This is a genomic window from Olegusella massiliensis (genome assembly GCF_900078545.1).
Classification (GTDB): domain Bacteria; phylum Actinomycetota; class Coriobacteriia; order Coriobacteriales; family Atopobiaceae; genus Olegusella; species Olegusella massiliensis.
The window spans coordinates 539,816-557,128 of the sequence record NZ_FLLS01000002.1 but is presented as its reverse complement, the minus strand read 5'-3'; the positions used below and the strand labels follow the sequence as shown (position 1 = coordinate 557,128).

The following is a 17,313-nucleotide window of genomic DNA, read 5'->3' as shown; positions in this document are numbered from 1 at the left end:
AAAACCCTCCCGATTCGTTGCAACGTTTTAAGACTGCGATAGAGCGATGGCAACACGTGGCTACGTTGATAAGCACATAGGTTAGTGGTTTGGCAGGCAAAATTTGTATCTTTGCAGAAAGATACTTAGCTATATTTTCAGCTAAAGGGCCTATGCAACCAGTGGTTGACAAGGTTCCAACCAAAGTTGGTAGCGAAATTGAGCTATGTTTCCTAAGCTTTTAACCGCGTCGACGAAGAGGAAAATCATTATCCGAAAGGCACTAATTATGATTCTCGCAGAAAAAATTATGAGCTTACGCAAACGTCTCGGCTGGTCCCAAGAAGAACTTGCGCAGCAATTAGGTGTATCACGTCAGTCTGTATCAAAGTGGGAAGCTACAAATGCTATGCCTGACATTACCAAGGTCGTGCAGATGAGCGAGCTTTTTGGTGTGAGTATTGATTACCTACTCAAAGATACTGCTGATGATGAGCAGAACTTATCGCTTCTTGTGGACAATCAAGAGAGCGGCGAGGCGTATACAAGCAATTCTCGTTCTGACACTAATGTTTTGGCGGCATCAGAATCGTCTGATGTTCGTAAAGTTTCACTCGAGGAAGCGAGTGAATATACCAACCTTGTGGCACAAAGTTCTTCTGCTATGGCCCTTGGAGTTGCCCTGTGCACATGGTCTCCCATTGTATTGTTTGTGCTGGAAGCGCTTAGCGAAAAAAATTTTATGGGGATGAGTGAGGGCACCGCTACAGGAATTGGTCTCGCAGTTTTATTGCTTGCTGTTGCAGTTGCTACAGCGTTGTTCATCGTTAACGGTGGCAAGCTAAAACGCTATGAATACTTAGAAGGCGAGGAGCTTGAGCTGCAATATGGTGTGGAAGCTGCCATTCTGCGTAAAAAAGAAGCGTTTGAAAGCTCTTATCATCTTACGCTTGCATTCAGCATCATTTTAATCTTTCTAGGCGTGCTGCCTGTGGTTGTTATAGGATCAATATTTGAAGATGACCCCGTTTCGTATCTTAGCGTTCCTTTGTTTCTTGCCTTTGTGGGAGCAGGAGTATTTTTCCTCGTTAAATTTGGGATGATCCGCTCGAGTTATCTCAAACTACTGCAAATAGAAGATTTCACCATAGAAAACAAACGTATTGGTCGCTGTATTGACTGGTTACCTAGAGTGTATTGGTGTCTTGTGACTGCTATTTACCTAGCATATTCCATCTTCACCTGGGATTGGGCTCATTCTTGGGGGATTTGGCCTGTTGCAGCCGTTTTGTTTGTGGTTATATACTCTGCTCTAAGGGCTTGGATTCGGCGTCAAAACTAATACGCATCCAGTGGTATTGCGACATACCGAGGCAAGATTGAGAGGTAGCCATGAAAGTGGTCATCGTGGGTGGCGTAGCTGGCGGAGCAAGTGCGGCAACTCGTATTCGTCGACTTGATGAGCAGGCCCAGATTATTATCTTTGAGCGCTCTGCTTACGTTTCTTATGCAAACTGCGGTCTTCCGTATTACATAGGAGGCATTATTACCGACAAGAAGGCTCTTGCGGTACAGACTCCTGAAAGTCTCAACAAGCGTTTTCGTTTGGATGTACGTGTGCGCCATGAAGTAGTGCGTATCATTCCTGAGCGCAAGATTGTGCTTGTTCGTAATCTTGAGTCGGGCGAGGAGTTTGAGGAAAGCTACGACCGCTTGCTGCTCTCACCTGGCGCTCGTCCAACGGTACCTAACTTTGTGGGTACTGAGCTTGATGGGGTCTTTACGCTACGCACGGTGGAAGATACCTTCAAAATTAAAGAGTGGATTGTCGAGCACCAGCCCAAGACTGCTGTTGTTGCAGGCGGTGGCTTTATCGGTCTTGAGATGGCTGAAAACTTGGTGGGGCTGGGCGTGCGGGTCACCCTTGTGCAGAACACCCCACAGGTATTGCTTCCTCTCGATGCAGATATGGCAGCTTTTTGCCATGCCGAACTGCGCAAGCAGGGCGTTGACCTGCGTCTGAATGCCACGGTTGAAGGTTTTGCTCGCGATGCACAGACTGCCACGCCTGAAGAATCTGAAGGGCCTGCTCGCGATGCGCAGACAGGCGTGTCAACGCTCCTTAAGGATGCAGAAGCGCTGCATTCGGATATGGTGCTTTTAGCTATTGGAGTGACACCCGATACGGCATTGGCGCGCGAAGCAGGTCTTGAGCTGGGTATCAAGGGCAGCATTGTGGTCAATGATCACATGCAGACCTCCATCCCGGATATTTATGCAGTTGGTGATGCCGTGCAGGTTAAGCATTTTGTGACTGGTGCTGATACTTCGATTGCTCTCGCAGGTCCCGCCAACAAACAAGGCCGTATTGCTGCAAACAATATATGCGGCATCGATGCGCGGTTTACAGGCTCACAGGGCTCATCCATCATTAAGCTCTTTGACCTCACCGTTGCATCTACGGGTATCAATGAAACCACCGCAAAAAGCGCGGGTCTCAACTACGACAAGGTGGTTCTCAGCCCTGTGTCACATGCGTCATATTACCCAGGTGCGCGTGCAATGACCCTAAAGCTTATCTACGAAAAGGGCAGTCTGCGTATCCTCGGTGCGCAAATTGTTGGCAAGCAGGGCGTAGACAAGCGCATCGATGTGTTGGCTACAGCGATTCATGCAGGTATGAAAGCTACTGAATTGGCAGAGCTCGACCTAGCATATGCGCCACCCTATTCTTCGGCAAAAGATCCCGTCAATATGGCCGGCTTTATGATTGAGAATCTTGAGAACGGATTGGTAAAGCAGTGGCATTATGATATGGCTTCCGAGTTGCCACGTGATGGTAGGGTAACCCTGCTTGATGTGCGTACGGCAGCTGAGTATGACCGCAGTCATATCGAGGGCTTTGTAAATATCCCGGTGGACGAGCTGCGCGAGCGTATCGGCGAAATTGACACGAACAAACCCGCGTATCTTATTTGTCAGAGCGGCCTGCGTAGTTACCTTGCGACACGCATCCTCAAGCAAAAGGGTATTGATTGCTATAACTTCTCGGGAGGCTTTGGTTTTTATCGCACCGTTGTGCTGGACGAGCAGATGCATGCCAGCAGTTATCCTTGTGGTATCTAGGCGCAGGCAAGATAGCGCAACCAGTAGCTAAGTTTTAAGCCCTACTATGCTGCATTCTCATCTAGGTACAATCCGCTTTGTGTTCGTGAGGATAGAAACCAAAATAAAAATATTAAAAACATGCTTGACCCTTACGCAACGTGAGGTCGTATAACTGTTTGCGGAGGAGGGGTGTATGTATCTTATCCAAGAAGCAGCTAGGATTTCGGGCATATCCGTTCGCACACTACATCACTACGACCAAATCGGTTTGTTGGTGCCAAAGCGGACAAAAAATGGGTATCGCTATTACAGCGATGAAGACCTTGATACATTGCAGAGTATTCTGTTTTATCGTCAACTTAAATTTTCATTGAAAGAGATTTGCGGATTACTAGAAAGTGCAAAAGAGGATCGTCTAGGGCTGCTTGAGAGCCAGCTTTTGCTTCTTCAACATGAGCAAAGCCAACTAAACACACTGGTCAATACATTAAAGAAGACCATTAGTGCATATAAGGGAGAGACCACCATGTCAGTTGAGGAGAAGTTCCAGGGTTTTTCTTGGAAGGGCAATGCCAAGTATGAAAGCGAGGCTCGCAAACTTTACGGTAACGAAGTTATTGATGAGTCACAACATCGTCAAAAAGGTAGGGAAGAAGAAATCGCCGCGGCATTCAATAAGGTATTTCGCGCTTTTGCGACAAACTTGGCAGCAGACATTCCTGCTGCGTCGGAAGAAAATTTGCAGCTTGCAAACCAGCTTTTTGAGCATATCAATACGTATGTTTTTGACTGCTCACGTGAGGTTTTTGGCTACATTGGAGCTGGTTATTCTGCCAATCCAGAATTCAAGAAGAATATTGATAAGTTTGGAGAAGGTACTGCCCAATACGCCAGCGATGCAATTGCTGCGTTTATTGCCCTGTAGATTACTGCGGATATGACATGCCAGACTGTGCAGCTATAGGTGCACTCTGCCTATAACCATAGTGCCATTGCAAGAGTTGCGACTGACATAAGAGCCAAACCCAAAGCAGCTCTTGGTGACAGCTTTTCATGAAAGACAATTCCAGAAAATGCAATAGTCACCAAGATACTGAGTTTATCTAGGGGGACAACGATACTTACCATGCCGTTTTGGATAGCGTAGTAATAGCAAAGCCACGATGCGCCCGTTGCCAGTCCAGAAAGGATAATAAAGAGCAGCTCTCTGTGATTGAGTGAGGTGAGCTGATTTTGTTTGCCGCGCATACACACGATGCCCCAGGCCATAACGAGGACCACACAGGTACGAATAGCAGTACCAAGATTTGATTCGACCTGTGTAATGCCGACTTTTGCAAGAATTGCCGTTGCAGCAGCAAAGATGGCAGAGAGCAATGCATAGATTATCCAAGAATTACCTGCGGCTGGCTGAAGCGAGCTCGATTGTTGTGCGGGTGATTGGTGCTCTTCAATCATTAAAAAAATTCCGGCAGCCAAAAGAGTGGTGAGTATAAGTTTTAAAGCAAGATGTGCACTCTCACCCAAGAAAAATGTAGCGCCAAGTATGGATAAAACCGTAGAAGATTTATCGATAGGAGCAACTTTATTCACGTCTCCAAGGGATAGCGCTTTGAAGTAGCAAAGCCATGATGCACCCGTTGCCAGTCCAGACAGTACAAGGAATAGTAGGGATTTTGCATCAATAGTGACGATGCTTTCTACAGACCCCACGATAGCTGCCATAAGCCAGGCAAATACTAAAACGACGATTGTTCGAAGTGCGGTTGCAATATCAGAATCTGTATCACTTAGCCCACATTTTGCAAGTATTGAAGTGAGTCCTGCAAAAATCGCCGATCCAACAGCCGCTATCAACCACATAAGATCACGCTTTCACATACCGCAAGAAAAGTGTCTCAATGCCTTCCTTATTAATTAGCTACCTCACTTCTGTATATTACGCTTCAAGTGAGGAGCGAAAGGGCTGTGGCATCTTCTTCTTTAGAGAGCGCTTTGCGCTAAGAGTCATTGGATTGCCGGTAGGTTTGCCCTGTGTATAGAGTTGTACCTTGAGAGAACCTGGCTTTATACCATGTAGATTTGCTTGGGCAGACATGATGAGAGGCATAGCTTTTCTTTTACACATACGGCTTTTCGATTAAACTATGCCCCTCATGCATTTCTTTATCTTGGCAGTTCGCAGCCAAAACTACGTCATCGCACCACCGCAGAATTCGCAGCAGCCTGAGGCATCGGGTGTTGTTGTGGCGCCACAGTGAGGACAGGTCATTGCCGTCTTTGGTGCGCGATCTGCTTCGATGGATTCGTAAATACGCTCGCGCTCGGTAGTAAGAGCTTCACAAATTTCCTGCGCTGTTGTACGCGCCTGCTCGGATTCCAAGGAGTGCGGCATTGAAGTGCTTCCACTTGATACATCAATGGTAAAGCCATCAAACCAAGGATTATTGACACTTACCACAACCTTTGATGTATATGAATACGTGTAGCGAGGAGGTACATAACGCTTGGTGTTGCCGTCTTTGTCCGTGTAGGTTTCTTCATCACGCTCTTCGTCAAAATCCACCTGTGCACCTGTGACCTGCGCTAAGGGGATGACGTCTGGGTTAGTTTCCTTCCAATTGCGGCCTTGGCGTACCACAACAAAGTTGCCCTTAACGCTATCAATCATGACCTTTTCATCCAAGCCAAGCGTGCGATTTGCCTGGAATGCTGCAACTTCGGCTTTATTTGCCTCGCGATATTCTAGTTGCGCTTTGATGTCTTCCACGGAAGACTTCTTGCGACCCAGATAGAAGGGGGAGAGTTTATTGGCACATTCCTTGCAGATGTAGCCATCGTCTATCTTGCGCTTGCCCAAAGCACCGACCTCTTTGCCACAGACTGCGCAGTTGCTCTTTTTGAAGCGATCAAACAGGCCCATAGTTTCTCCCTTCATCAACGAGGGTAATTTGTTGCTTTCACCTTGCTCGAGCTACCACTTGTTGCATAGAGCAGAATTACTCTTTTTTATCTGGGGATCTCATTGCACAATACATACCAAAGACGGATGGGGGAGCGATGCAGACGGCGCTGAGAAAATTGCAGGCTTATAGTGCACCAGCGCTGCTTTTATCTGCATTTATTATCTGGCTTTTTCTACGGAGATTTTTTGGCAGTTACTTATGGTTCTTTGGGCCCTCACCAGGACTTGTATATGACGTCTATTTGATTTTTGTGCTTTTGGGTTGGAGCTTTTTTCGCGTGAACAATATCGTTCAGCGATGGACACGTTATCTGCTCTTAGGTGTAGCTGCACTGATGTTGCTTTGGATGATATTACGTATAGTCAAATGGCATTATGTAGAAGATACGACAATCATTCGCTACCTGTGGTATGCCTTCTATTTTCCTATTTGTTTAATGCCAGCCTTAAGCGTGGTCTGTGCGGTTTCCATCAACAAGCCTATGGCTTGGCATCCCACCTGGCAGCATGGAGTACTGCTTGGCGTTGGAGTACTACTCTCGTTTGGCGTGTTTTCTAATGACGCACATCAGCTGATGTTTTGTTTTTCAGATTCTGCCTCTTGGAATAGACACGGCTACACGTATGGTCCGCTTCGCTATATCGTACTAGCTTTTATTATTGCATGTGCCGTCGCTACCATAGCTATCATCATTCGTCGCAGCCATGTTCCCTACAGTCGAAATTGGCTGGTAGCACTATTAATTCCGCTTGCCATGGGCATTATTTATGGGATTTTATATCAGCTGCGTGACTATCTAGATATGACCGGTTTTTATTGTTTGCTGGTGATGTTTGAGTATGAATGCTTGATGTCAGCAGGGCTCATTCGTACTAACAGCAATTACCAAGAGTTATTTGAAGCATCTTCGATCCAGGCAGCTTTGCTTGACGAGGAAGGTCAGATGTTAGCTGCTTCTAAAAATGCGCCCATTACCTGGGAGCAGAGCGCTTCTATCGGTAAATCAGTGCACAGCATTCCTGTGTCAGAGGGCAGTTTTTGTTGGGTCGAGGATAATAGCCTGGAATATGAAGCTCGACGCCAATTAGAAGAGCAGAATACTGAGCTCATGGAAGACGCAGAACTAGCTCAGGCCCGCGTTGATATCAGACGCAGACGAGCAGAGCTTGATGTGCGCGCAAAGCTTTTCAGCCGTATTAAGCATGATTGTGGGGATAAATTTAACCTGATTCACCATTTAGTTGACGAAGGAGAGGTGCTTGTAGACAGGCGTCCCGAACTCCTTGCGCAGCTGTGTGTGGTGGGTTGTTACATCAAACGTCGTTGCAATCTCATCATTATCGAAGGCCAGCATTCTCAGGCAAGCACTCGTGAGCTTTTTTGGTGTCTGCGGGAATCATGTGACCATTTGAGTGAAGCGGGCAGGCGCGCTACGGTGTTGAACTCAGGTGAGGCAGAGGCTTCCTTGCAAAAACTCGAGCTAGCTTATGACTTTTTTGAAGAGCTCGTTGAATGGGCTTATCCGACCCTTTCAGCATTGCTGGTAAATCTTGCAGTAGAAGCGGATTGCTTAGTGTTAAATCTACAGTTGGAATGTGCCGAAGATGCGTTTGCTGCGGACGGTATTGTGCGCACGCGCAGGCGAGCAGAGCGTCTGGGTGCAAAGGTACAAACCCAACTTGATGGACACTTGTGGTGCGTTGTGCTCACCATGCCACTGGGGAGGTGTTTGTAGTGTCGATCTTGTCCCCATTAAAAATTAGGATATCCGCAACTGCGATAAAAGAAGGCATCGATACGATGCCCAGTGGTGTAGTCTTCGCCCAAAAAAACGGCTTAATCATCCTGGTTAATGTATGTATGGATAAGCTTTGCAATGAGTTTTTTGGTGCTCCGCTTGATAATGCAAAGCTTTTTTGGGAGATGCTGCGAGCGGGAGAATTGTCTGGAGATGCTCAGCTGGCAAATCTTTATACCGAAGATGTTATTGTGGAGTTGCGAGGACAGTATTGGCACCTGCACCACGCTTACATTCCCTATCGCGGTGAGGAAGCTATAGAAATTACTGCGCACAAGGTCACCGAACTTATCCTGCTTAATCGCGAGCTCAAAAAGAAAAACGTCTTGCTTGCAAAGCGTGGACAGCAGCTTCATGCCTATGCGCAGGAGGCTGAATCCCTGATGGTGGAACGCGAGCTTCTTGATCGCAAAGCCGCGGTACATGATGAGTTGGGGCGTTTGCTAGCAGAGACCCATGCACTACTGCGCAATGAGGATTCCACTTCGGCAACACTTGAAGGCATTTGGAACCGTTGGCGGCTAAGTGCTGAGCTTATCTTGTCTGAAAAGGGACGAGAAGCACCTGAAGAAACTGACCTTTTGCAGCAGTTACGTGATACGGCTCAGTCGGTAGGTATAAAGCTGCAGACATTGGGAGAGCTGCCACAACAGGGTGAGGCAGCCAATCTACTGTTGGCAGCGGGAGCGGAGGCACTGACAAACCTCATGCGGCATGCACGTGGTGACGAGCTTTTTATTGAGGGCAAGCGTCTGAGCCATGGCTGGTCTTGTGAGCTTACTAACAACGGTGAGCTGCCAAAGGGACCTATAGTTGAAGGCGGTGGACTTGCTGCACTGCGCAAAAAAATAGAATCTGCAGGAGGAGTAATGCAGATTGAGACATGGCCTCAGTTTAAGTTGCTGGTATTGTTGCCACAAAGAGATGAAGGCGAGGCGGACAATGTATAAGGTGTTGATAGTAGAAGACGATCCCATTGCTGCTCGTCTCTTTGAGCTTATTGTGCAGGAATCGAAGGGGTGTGAGCTGTCGGGAACACTCGCCAGCGCGGCACTTGCTGAGGCGTGGTGCCTAGGTCATTCCGTGGATTTAGTTCTCATGGACGTGGTGACGGCAGGTCGTGCAAGCGGACTCGAGGCCGCATCAAAGCTCAAGAGAAGCATGCCTCACATAAAGGTCTTAGTAGTAACATCCCAGCCTGAGGTGGACTTTATTGCGCGTGCAAAAAGCGCCGGTGTGGATGGATTTTGGTATAAGACTGCAGGTGACATATCGCTTGTTGAGCTTATACAGCGCACCATGTCAGGCGAGCGAGTTTTTCCTGCTTCCGTACCTCAGGTCCAATTGGGTGAGGCTTTGGTAAGCGACTTTACGCCGTTGGAAGTGCGCATCCTTCGCGAACTGACAACAGGTGCAACCAATGCCAAGATCGCATCACGTCTTGGGTTATCTGATCGTACCGTGGGCAACAACATTCAAAGCATGTTAAACAAAACGGGTTTTGCTACGCGAACAATGCTAGCTGTTGCTGCAGTGGATTCTGGTGCCGTAATCAGCGGAGTATAAAAAGCAAAGTATCGATGTTTCTCATCCATTTTTTCACGCCCGTCTTGCATATGCCAAGCAAAGATGGTTCGAGTTTCGAAGTTGCAAGTCATAAAACCGCAGGTCAGATTTTTCTCTAACTCGAGAAACGAACCATCTGTCGAAATAAGCTATCGAGAAATGAACCATCTGTTGAAATTTAGTAGCCCGGGCTATAAACGCGCCATAAATAGCCCGGGCCACAAGCGTCATAAGCGACACAAGTAGCCCGGGCCATAGCACTTCTAATTAACGATTTGCTCCATTAGAGTGGTGCTACATCTGACCGTGGCAGGTGCGAGCAATAACATCAAGTTGCTGCTCACGTGTGAGGTCGATGAATTTAACTGCATAGCCAGAGACGCGAATGGTGAAGTTGGCGTACTCGGGTTTCTCGGGATGTTCCATTGCATCCTTGAGCTTGTCGGTATCAAAGACGTTCACGTTGAGATGATGCGCGCCTGCAGCAAAGTAACCATCCATCACACTCACCAAGTTTGCCTTACGCTGATCAAGATCATTGCCAAGTGCGCTGGGACTAATAGTTTGCGTGTTAGAGATGCCATCAAGTGCGTACTCATAAGGGAGCTTTGCTACAGAATTGAGTGAGGCAAGCAGACCGTTCTGCTCGGCACCGTATGCAGGGTTGGCACCAGGGGCAAAGGGCGTGTAGGGCTTGCGACCGTCAGGCATGCCAGCTGTTGCCTTGCCATAGACCACGTTTGAGGTAATGGTAAGAATAGAGGTAGTCGGCTCAGAATCACGATAGGTGTGATGCTTTTTGATTTTGGTCATGAATATCTTAAGCAGCCATACCGCGATATCGTCTGCGCGGTCATCGTCGTTGCCGTAACGGGGGAAATCACCTTCAGTCTCAAAGTCATAGACAATGCCATTTTCATCGCGAAGGCACTTGACCTTGGCATATTTGATTGCCGAAATCGAGTCGACAACGTGTGAGAAGCCCGCAATGCCCGTGGCAAACGTACGACGGACGTCGGTATCGATGAGTGCCATCTCGGAAGCCTCGTAATAGTACTTATCGTGCATATATTGGATGAGGTTCAAGATGTTGACATAAATGTCAGCAAGCCAATCCATCATGAGGTCAAACTTGTGCATAACCTCATCATAGTCCAAGTATTCAGACGTAATAGGAGCATACTCAGGGCCAACCTGCATATTGTGTCCCTGCTTGTCCTTAAACTTATCATCGACACCGCCGTTAATGGCGTAGAGCAAACATTTTGCCAGGTTTGCACGAGCGCCAAAGAACTGCATTTCTTTGCCAGTTTCGGTGGCAGACACGCAGCAGCAGATACTGTAGTCATCGCCCCAGACAGGACGCATAAGGTCATCGTTTTCGTACTGAACCGATGAGGTAGTGATAGAAACCTTGGCAGCGTACTTGCGGAAGCTTTGGGGAAGATTTTGTGAATAGAGAACTGTCAAGTTGGGCTCGGGTGCAGGTCCCATATTTTCAAGCGTATGCAGGAAACGGTAGTCGTTTTTGGTTACCATGTGACGGCCATCTATACCAAGGCCTGCCATTTCAAGGGTTGCCCATACGGGGTCACCTGAGAAGAGCTCGTTGTAAGAGGGGATGCGGGCAAACTTGACCATACGGAATTTGAGCACCATGTGGTCCACAAGTTCCTGGGCTTCAGATTCGCTGAGTGTCCCTGCGGCAAGGTCACGTTCAAGATAGATATCAAGGAAGGTGGAAATACGGCCAACAGACATGGCTGCACCGTTTTGAGTCTTGATAGCAGCAAGGTAGCCAAAGTAAAGCCACTGGAAGGCTTCGTGTGCATTAGCAGCAGGAGCAGAGATGTCATAACCGTAGATCTTGGCCATCTCTTTCATACCCTTAAGGGCACGAATTTGCTCGGCGATTTCCTCACGCAGGCGAATGACAGCGTCAGTCATGGTGCGATCACCGCAGTTGGCAAGGTCTTCTTGTTTTTTGGCGATGAGGAAGTCGATGCCATAGAGTGCAACACGGCGATAGTCGCCAACAATGCGACCGCGACCATAGGTATCAGGCAAGCCAGTGACGATATGAGAGTGACGTGCGGCGCGCATCTCAGGGGTATATGCATCAAAGACGGCTTGGTTATGAGTCTTGTGATACTCGTTAAAAATCTTGTCGTACTTATCGTTTATGTGATAGCCATAGGTTTCGGCTGCCTGCTGGGCCATTTTGATGCCACCGTAAGGCATAAAAGCACGCTTGAGAGGCTTGTCAGTCTGAAGGCCGACAATGCGCTCCAAGTCTTTCATATCAGGGTCAATATAGCCAGGACCATAGGCAGTGAGACTAGAGACAATTTCGGTTTCGCAATCAAGGACGCCGCCATTTGCGCGTTCCTGGGCCTGAAGCTCCTGTACCTTGCTCCAGAGCTTGTCGGTTGCCTCAGTGGGGCCTACGAGAAATGACTCGTCACCCTCATAAGGGGTGTAGTTTTTCTGGATGAAGTCTCGCACATTGATGTCTTCAGTCCAGTGGCCTCCCGTAAAGCCGTTCCATTCGTCACGAACTTGCATTTCTATGCCTCCTTAGCATGTATGCTTTATAGCGCATTCATCTGTGCCCAGAAGAATGCGCTCTGCGTTAGCCACGCGTTCTGCAGTAGGCGGCTTGGTATCTCCCAAGGTATAGGGGATCCCAAGTTTGTCCCACTTAAAGGTGCCGAGACAGTGATAAGGCAATACCTCAATACGCTTGACATTCTTTAATGTCTTGATAAAAGCTCGTGTTTGCTTGAGGTAGTTGTCGTTATCTGTGATGCCGGGAACGAGCACATGTCGTATCCAGACGGGTTTGTTGATAGAGGAGAGGTAGCGCAGGGCATCAAGGATGTTTTCGTTGCTCTTGCCCGTAAGGGCCTTGTGCTCAACAGGGTCGATATGCTTGATGTCTGCGAGAATGAGGTCAGTGACCTGCATGAGGTTTTGGAATTTTTCAAAATAAGGCTCCTTTCGTGAAAAAGTCGCAAGAGATGTATCAAGGCAGGTGTTAATACCACGCATATGCGCTTTGGAAAAGAGTTCAAGCAAAAAATCGATTTGCAGAAGCGCTTCGCCTCCGCTTACCGTGATGCCACCTTCTTCTCCCCAGTAGTTACGGTAGCGTTCGGCCTGATCTAGTAGATCATCAGCACTTTTTAGCTCACCGTGGTTGAGCGCCCAGGTATCAATATTGTGACAGTAGCGACAACGCATCGAGCAGCCTTGGAGAAAAATAAGATAGCGCACCCCAGGGCCATCAGCCGAACCAAACGACTCTGTTGAGTGAACTCTTCCCAGCATGCGTTACATCTCCTCGCAGCAATTTCTTGCATTGTGTAACGTTCAATCTAGAGGGGAAGAGGAGTACATTCTATGATTAGAATCAAGTTACAAGAAATTTATGACATTGCCGCGGATATGGACTTGCTTATTCACCACGTGTTTTGTCAAGGCGCAGGTTTGTCGGATAAAAATAGTGTGGCACGAGGGTCACGCAAGAACTGCGCCATACACTCGTATGGCCTCACGCGTGCCTGTCTTCTATTTCCGCTTAGTTGCTTCCGACTGCTACATCGTGTAAAGCAGAACGATCGAGCAACAAAAGTCTCCCTTGTCCTACCCTACGCAACATACCCTTGCGCTCAAAGGCACTAAGGGTGCGAGAGACGGTTTCGGGCCGTAGTCCAACAGAGCTCGCAATATCTTGTAACTTAAGACGAATTTCAGGGCCGACGCACCGCTCATCGCGATACAAAAGATATTCCGCAAGCCTGCGTTGAGGGTCACGTATGCCGAGCATCATAATCTTTTCTTCAGCTTCAAAAAGTTCTGCGCCAATCATGTGTATCAGTCCTATGGCTACCGTAGGATTGTTTTTGATCTGCGCTTCAAAATGAGAGCGGCGAATGAAATAGAGATCAACATCAGTAAGGCAGCCTACAGAGTAGTGATAGGTCTGCTCTTCCATGAAGACGCCGTGCCAAATAGCCTGCCCATCATGGAGAACGTCCAATACATATTCCTGACCGTTACTGTCGGTACGAAAAGTTTTGATACGTCCCGAGCGAACAATAATAATGGAATTAATAGGGTCGCCTTCATGTACCAAGATGGATCCCTTGGAACGCAAACTATGTATTGCTCCTGAGATAAGGCTTTCCTTGGCATCATCAGATAACCCCGCAAACAAAGGGATAAAACCAATAAAAATGTGGTCCGCATTCTTTGGGCCAACACTAGTGCCGACGGTGGGGCTAACAGTAGTTTCCTGTGGACTGCTGGAGATGTTTTCGTGGTCGTTTGCTGCCATGCTTTCCCTGCTTTTATTCATATTTTGATACCTTTTTGTACCAAATTTTTCATAGTTTTTTGTTCAAAGTCAAGCAGTTTTTGTTTGCGCTCAACGCCGCCTGCATAACCCGTAAGGCTCCCATTTGCACCTATAACGCGGTGGCACGGAATAATAATTGAAATAGGGTTGCGTGCAACTGCTGCGCCAACGGCTCGAGGAGAAACTCTCTTCCCGTCATTTTGCTGGTTTTCTATTTGTTGTGCAAGTGCGCCGTAAGTGATACGTCTGCCATAAGGAATTTGAGTTAACTGCGTCCACACTTCTTCCTGAAAAGCTGTCCCATGAAGAGAAAAAGGAGGGAAGGTAGTAGGTATTTCTCCTGCAAAGTACGCATCCAGCCATGCGCGGCTACGTGAGATATACGGTGAGCTCAAAATGCCAGCGTTTCTTTTGAGGTCTTCATGGGGCAAATCTGCCGTTGAAATGCCAAGGCGCATTGCGAGCTTTTCTTCGAAATGTGCTTGGTTTTCAAGCCATGCTCCACAGAGTCCTTCTGCGTTGGCGGCGAGGGAAATTTTGCCCAAAGGGGATGAGTAGCTGGCAAAGTAGACGGGAAACATCTTTTCCTCCAGCCCAATCATCCTTACGCCTCCATTTTATTGGCACTGCCTCTTGGGAAATCATGCACGTATGCACACTACGAAACCAATCGTGCGATAAAGATAAAAAGCTCAAGACCCAAAACAATAACCAGTGGTTTTGCGAGTTGGGCTTTTCGAGATACAAGAAATGCGACAAACTCGCGCACCATTGCATTAATGTAGAAGTACAGGCGTGTACGTGAACCGCGTCCATCACATATAAAGCCATTGTTGCGCGCGAGAAGCAGTGCGCGAAATACATGGTAGTCATCTGACACGATTAATACATTTGGCTTGGCGTTGGGGCTGGTGATGCTTTTGGCATTGATAATGCCAAAAGAAAACTGAATGTTTTGCAGTGTATTGACAGAGCGGTTTTCTTCCATAATTGCTGTTTTGGGAATATCTTGTTCGATTGCATATTCGCACATCGCCTGTGCCTCGGGGACAAGTTCATCTGCGCCTTGCCCGCCTGACATGATGAGTATGCTACCAGGGTTTTTGTGCCACGCTTTAATACCTGCTTCTACACGTTTGGCCAGCAAAGGAGTTACTTTTCGACCTCCGCTGAGTCCTGCTCCCAATACGACAATGTAATCGTAGTGCTTGCGATGTAGAGGAATAAGATTGAGCCAGCTTGCCACTACGTAGAGTAAAAAGAGAATAGAAATAAAGGTTACCGCAGTTGAGAATAGGGTGTAGGTAATTCCAAGGATTGTGAGAAGGGTGCTGTTGCTCGTTTGAGGCTGAAAGAGTTTCCACGCCAGAGGATAAAACAGGGCAAGCAAACCCGCGCCTAAGGAAAGTAAATTCCTTGGCTTGAGTCCTTCGCGACGAATAAGAGTTATGCTTGTTGTAATGGCAGACATAATAAGCACAAAAGGAAAACTAATAAGTACGAGTGCCATGATGGCAAGTACTACTAATCCGATACGAACAAAAGGCGACTCACTTCCCAGCTGTGTACTGATGCCACCAATAAAAAAGATCAAGCTGAGGATAATTAATCCTAATTCCGCGGCTAGCCTTAGTGCCCTGCGTTCACGATGCCATTGTCTGACAAAAAGAAAGATTGAGATTGTCAGTGGGATGGTGGCAATGAGAGAAACAATAAGGTTCCAAGGCAGATTCACAGAGGTCCTTTCTTTGTGCGCACTTGAAATGCTGGCTGCGGTAAAGCAAAGCGGGCATTCAAATGGTTTGTCTCTAGTATAGAAAAATGCCAAGAAAGAATACCTTGAACAGCATTGGTCCATCACATCAAGTTCAATTGGGGTTAGTTAAAAAGCAATGAAAACCTAGGTGGGTGAAGAGTCACCTAGGTTTTCTTATGGGAGCTTTGATTGGTGATTACTTGCCCTGTTGTTTGCGGTAGGCAGCGAGGCGTTCGCTGTAACTGGCACCTTGTCGACGGAATGTAATGGTAAAGCCAGCGGTAATGATGGCAAGTATGAGCAAATAGGCAACGATAAAACTAATCCATGCACCAAGATTTTTTGTAGGAAACCAAGCACCAATTGAAGCGCAAAACGCAAGAACGACAAAGTAACTTAGACCAAAGCCAGCAATTCTCATTGGGTAGCTTGGTTTGACGAATAGCGCATAGCTAAACCAAAACTGCTGTAATAATCCTCCCAAAAGGCTTGCTATGATAAGGGAAAAACAGATGGCTATTCCTTGATTCCACATACCTGCTACTGCGCAAATGGCGCAAGCAAGAAGTAACCATACAACTGCAAACAAGCTGCCACTAAATATACCGCGCACAAATATGGTTACGGGTTTATGCTCATATGCTTCGCCAAATATACTGGTAGAAGGCGTGTCTTTTTCTGTCTTCATGGTTGTCCTTTCTTAAAATGTACGGGCGATAAACCTATAGCATGCTGAGACGCCGCTTAATTTCGGATACATAGTTGCGCGTGACGAGTATCTGCGTACCGTCTTCCAATTCGAGCATAAGACGGTGGTTGAATTCAGGTCGGATGCGTAAGACCTTATCGAAATTGACAATAACCTGCTTTGAGATACGGATGAATTCTGTGTGTGCGAGCGACTCTTCTAGTTCGTAGAGGCGTTGGGGACTTTCGAGCTTCATGCCGTTGGTGCAATAGACCCAGCACCGATGGGCATGAATTTCAATGAACAGCACATCGTTATAGGGCAGTATGCGGTGCGTTACAGTGCCAGGTTCATATGCGATGAGTTTTCCATCGAGTGTTTTAAGCTGATCAATAATCCTTATTGCGTGCGGGTCAGCTGGTGCACTTGTTACGACTACTTTGATGTCGCGTTGGCCCTCTTGCTGTATATGCTGTATAACCATCATTTCTCCTACATCTCCGTGTAATGAAAGCATAGGGGAGAGAGGAGGGAATGCACTTCTGGTTATGCTAACTTGCACAAGTTGAGAGCTGAGTTGCCCCTTAGGGGAAATTTGTTGTGTCTATTTATCTATTCAGATTACAAATCGCTAAATCAAAGGTAGATTGCTCGTTGTGTTTGTATGGTTCTAGCGAAGGGAGCCTATTCCTTGGTTTTACTGCAAAATATCGATGCACTTCAGATACTAAGTTTTTTAGATAAGCGTTTTTTGCATACCCCTATTCGCTCTAACGTACGATATGCGCCAATTCATGAGTCTTTTTGTTTGATTATTAATGCGTTTATTTTGGTGTCATCCCAACTACCAGCGCTTTTACGAATACAAAAAGTCAGGACAAAACCCGGGAAAACACCTGCCTCAAAAATTAGTGCATCTACCAGCACAAACATACTTGCTCAGATATTGCTTAATGGCGCATATCGTGCGTTAGAGCGAATAGGGGTCAAAGTTGCTGGCTTTTTGAGGCAATTCCATTGGAATTCCGCTCAACATGTCAGTGGAATGTATGCCGTGATCCTCACGGGTAGCATTAGCGCATGCGGATGCGG

16 protein-coding genes are annotated in these 17,313 nt (G+C 47.2%); 6 read left to right on the top strand and 10 right to left on the bottom strand.

Annotated elements, in window-relative coordinates; all coding sequences use genetic code 11:
• Positions 1-268: 268 nt before the first annotated feature.
• The 3 genes from BN4314_RS02695 (at position 269) to BN4314_RS02685 (ending at position 4,012) form a co-directional block, all read left to right on the top strand.
• Positions 269-1,321, top strand: coding sequence for a helix-turn-helix domain-containing protein (locus tag BN4314_RS02695; protein WP_068539649.1), 1,053 nt, complete (start codon positions 269-271; stop codon positions 1,319-1,321).
• A 50-nt stretch (positions 1,322-1,371) separates the two neighbouring features.
• Positions 1,372-3,105 carry an FAD-dependent oxidoreductase gene (locus BN4314_RS02690; RefSeq protein WP_068539648.1) on the top strand — a complete coding sequence of 578 codons (1,734 nt, stop codon included), beginning with the start codon at positions 1,372-1,374 and terminating at the stop codon, positions 3,103-3,105.
• Between the two features lie 175 nt (positions 3,106-3,280).
• Positions 3,281-4,012 carry a MerR family transcriptional regulator gene (locus BN4314_RS02685; RefSeq protein WP_068539647.1) on the top strand — a complete coding sequence of 244 codons (732 nt, stop codon included), beginning with the start codon at positions 3,281-3,283 and terminating at the stop codon, positions 4,010-4,012.
• 50 nt (positions 4,013-4,062) lie between these two features.
• Here the strand turns inward: BN4314_RS02685 and BN4314_RS08450 are convergent, their stop codons facing one another.
• The 3 genes from BN4314_RS08450 to BN4314_RS02675 all read right to left on the bottom strand — a co-directional run bounded on the left by BN4314_RS08450 (position 4,063) and on the right by BN4314_RS02675 (position 6,025).
• A complete protein-coding gene (locus BN4314_RS08450; protein ID WP_068539646.1) occupies positions 4,063-4,950 on the bottom strand; it encodes an EamA family transporter in 888 nt (295 codons plus the stop codon).
• 76 nt (positions 4,951-5,026) lie between these two features.
• A complete protein-coding gene (locus BN4314_RS08145; protein ID WP_187369533.1) occupies positions 5,027-5,197 on the bottom strand; it encodes a hypothetical protein in 171 nt (56 codons plus the stop codon).
• Between the two features lie 81 nt (positions 5,198-5,278).
• Positions 5,279-6,025: a DUF4428 domain-containing protein gene (locus tag BN4314_RS02675; protein WP_082911140.1), complete on the bottom strand. Its 747-nt coding sequence runs from the start codon at positions 6,023-6,025 to the stop codon at positions 5,279-5,281.
• 122 nt (positions 6,026-6,147) lie between these two features.
• On the opposite strand from BN4314_RS02675, the gene BN4314_RS02670 reads away from it, so the two are divergent.
• From BN4314_RS02670 to BN4314_RS02660, 3 genes are all read left to right on the top strand, one after another.
• Complete coding sequence (locus tag BN4314_RS02670) at positions 6,148-7,788, top strand: histidine kinase N-terminal 7TM domain-containing protein (RefSeq protein WP_068539644.1); 1,641 nt, start codon at positions 6,148-6,150, stop codon at positions 7,786-7,788.
• A 125-nt stretch (positions 7,789-7,913) separates the two neighbouring features.
• Positions 7,914-8,801, top strand: coding sequence for a hypothetical protein (locus tag BN4314_RS02665; protein ID WP_148424846.1), 888 nt, complete (start codon positions 7,914-7,916; stop codon positions 8,799-8,801).
• A 1-nt stretch (position 8,802) separates the two neighbouring features.
• Positions 8,803-9,417, top strand: a complete 615-nt coding sequence (locus BN4314_RS02660) for a response regulator transcription factor (RefSeq protein WP_187369531.1) — start codon at positions 8,803-8,805, stop codon at positions 9,415-9,417.
• 294 nt (positions 9,418-9,711) lie between these two features.
• On the opposite strand, the gene pflB is transcribed toward BN4314_RS02660, so the two are convergent.
• The 7 genes from pflB to BN4314_RS02625 all read right to left on the bottom strand — a co-directional run bounded on the left by pflB (position 9,712) and on the right by BN4314_RS02625 (position 16,705).
• Positions 9,712-11,982, bottom strand: a complete 2,271-nt coding sequence (pflB, locus tag BN4314_RS02655) for a formate C-acetyltransferase (RefSeq protein WP_068539641.1) — start codon at positions 11,980-11,982, stop codon at positions 9,712-9,714.
• Between the two features lie 12 nt (positions 11,983-11,994).
• Complete coding sequence (pflA, locus tag BN4314_RS02650; protein WP_021735906.1) at positions 11,995-12,747, bottom strand: pyruvate formate-lyase-activating protein; 753 nt, start codon at positions 12,745-12,747, stop codon at positions 11,995-11,997.
• A 250-nt stretch (positions 12,748-12,997) separates the two neighbouring features.
• Entirely contained in the window at positions 12,998-13,777 is a 780-nt protein-coding gene (locus BN4314_RS02645; protein ID WP_021735839.1) for a Crp/Fnr family transcriptional regulator, read from the bottom strand.
• On the bottom strand, positions 13,774-14,379 hold the full coding sequence (locus BN4314_RS02640) for a methylated-DNA--[protein]-cysteine S-methyltransferase (protein WP_021735831.1): 606 nt from the start codon (positions 14,377-14,379) through the stop codon (positions 13,774-13,776). Before BN4314_RS02640 ends, BN4314_RS02645 begins: the two co-directional genes overlap by 4 nt.
• A 56-nt stretch (positions 14,380-14,435) precedes the next feature.
• Complete coding sequence (locus BN4314_RS02635; RefSeq protein ID WP_021735892.1) at positions 14,436-15,512, bottom strand: YdcF family protein; 1,077 nt, start codon at positions 15,510-15,512, stop codon at positions 14,436-14,438.
• A gap of 217 nt (positions 15,513-15,729) precedes the next feature.
• Complete coding sequence (locus BN4314_RS02630) at positions 15,730-16,221, bottom strand: hypothetical protein (protein WP_021735861.1); 492 nt, start codon at positions 16,219-16,221, stop codon at positions 15,730-15,732.
• A gap of 34 nt (positions 16,222-16,255) precedes the next feature.
• Positions 16,256-16,705, bottom strand: a complete 450-nt coding sequence (locus BN4314_RS02625) for a LytTR family DNA-binding domain-containing protein (protein WP_068539640.1) — start codon at positions 16,703-16,705, stop codon at positions 16,256-16,258.
• Positions 16,706-17,313 lie beyond the last annotated feature (608 nt).

Coding starts and splice junctions, on each gene's coding strand:
- BN4314_RS02630 (WP_021735861.1), bottom strand. CDS start 16,221: ATGAAGACAGAAAAAGACACGCCTTCTACCAGTATATTTGGCGAAGCA.
- BN4314_RS08145 (WP_187369533.1), bottom strand. CDS start 5,197: ATGCCTCTCATCATGTCTGCCCAAGCAAATCTACATGGTATAAAGCCA.
- BN4314_RS02675 (WP_082911140.1), bottom strand. CDS start 6,025: ATGAAGGGAGAAACTATGGGCCTGTTTGATCGCTTCAAAAAGAGCAAC.
- BN4314_RS02685 (WP_068539647.1), top strand. CDS start 3,281: ATGTATCTTATCCAAGAAGCAGCTAGGATTTCGGGCATATCCGTTCGC.
- pflA (WP_021735906.1), bottom strand. CDS start 12,747: ATGCTGGGAAGAGTTCACTCAACAGAGTCGTTTGGTTCGGCTGATGGC.
- BN4314_RS02665 (WP_148424846.1), top strand. CDS start 7,914: ATGGATAAGCTTTGCAATGAGTTTTTTGGTGCTCCGCTTGATAATGCA.
- BN4314_RS08450 (WP_068539646.1), bottom strand. CDS start 4,950: ATGTGGTTGATAGCGGCTGTTGGATCGGCGATTTTTGCAGGACTCACT.
- BN4314_RS02645 (WP_021735839.1), bottom strand. CDS start 13,777: ATGAATAAAAGCAGGGAAAGCATGGCAGCAAACGACCACGAAAACATC.
- BN4314_RS02690 (WP_068539648.1), top strand. CDS start 1,372: ATGAAAGTGGTCATCGTGGGTGGCGTAGCTGGCGGAGCAAGTGCGGCA.
- BN4314_RS02640 (WP_021735831.1), bottom strand. CDS start 14,379: ATGATTGGGCTGGAGGAAAAGATGTTTCCCGTCTACTTTGCCAGCTAC.
- BN4314_RS02670 (WP_068539644.1), top strand. CDS start 6,148: ATGCAGACGGCGCTGAGAAAATTGCAGGCTTATAGTGCACCAGCGCTG.
- BN4314_RS02695 (WP_068539649.1), top strand. CDS start 269: ATGATTCTCGCAGAAAAAATTATGAGCTTACGCAAACGTCTCGGCTGG.
- pflB (WP_068539641.1), bottom strand. CDS start 11,982: ATGCAAGTTCGTGACGAATGGAACGGCTTTACGGGAGGCCACTGGACT.
- BN4314_RS02625 (WP_068539640.1), bottom strand. CDS start 16,705: ATGGTTATACAGCATATACAGCAAGAGGGCCAACGCGACATCAAAGTA.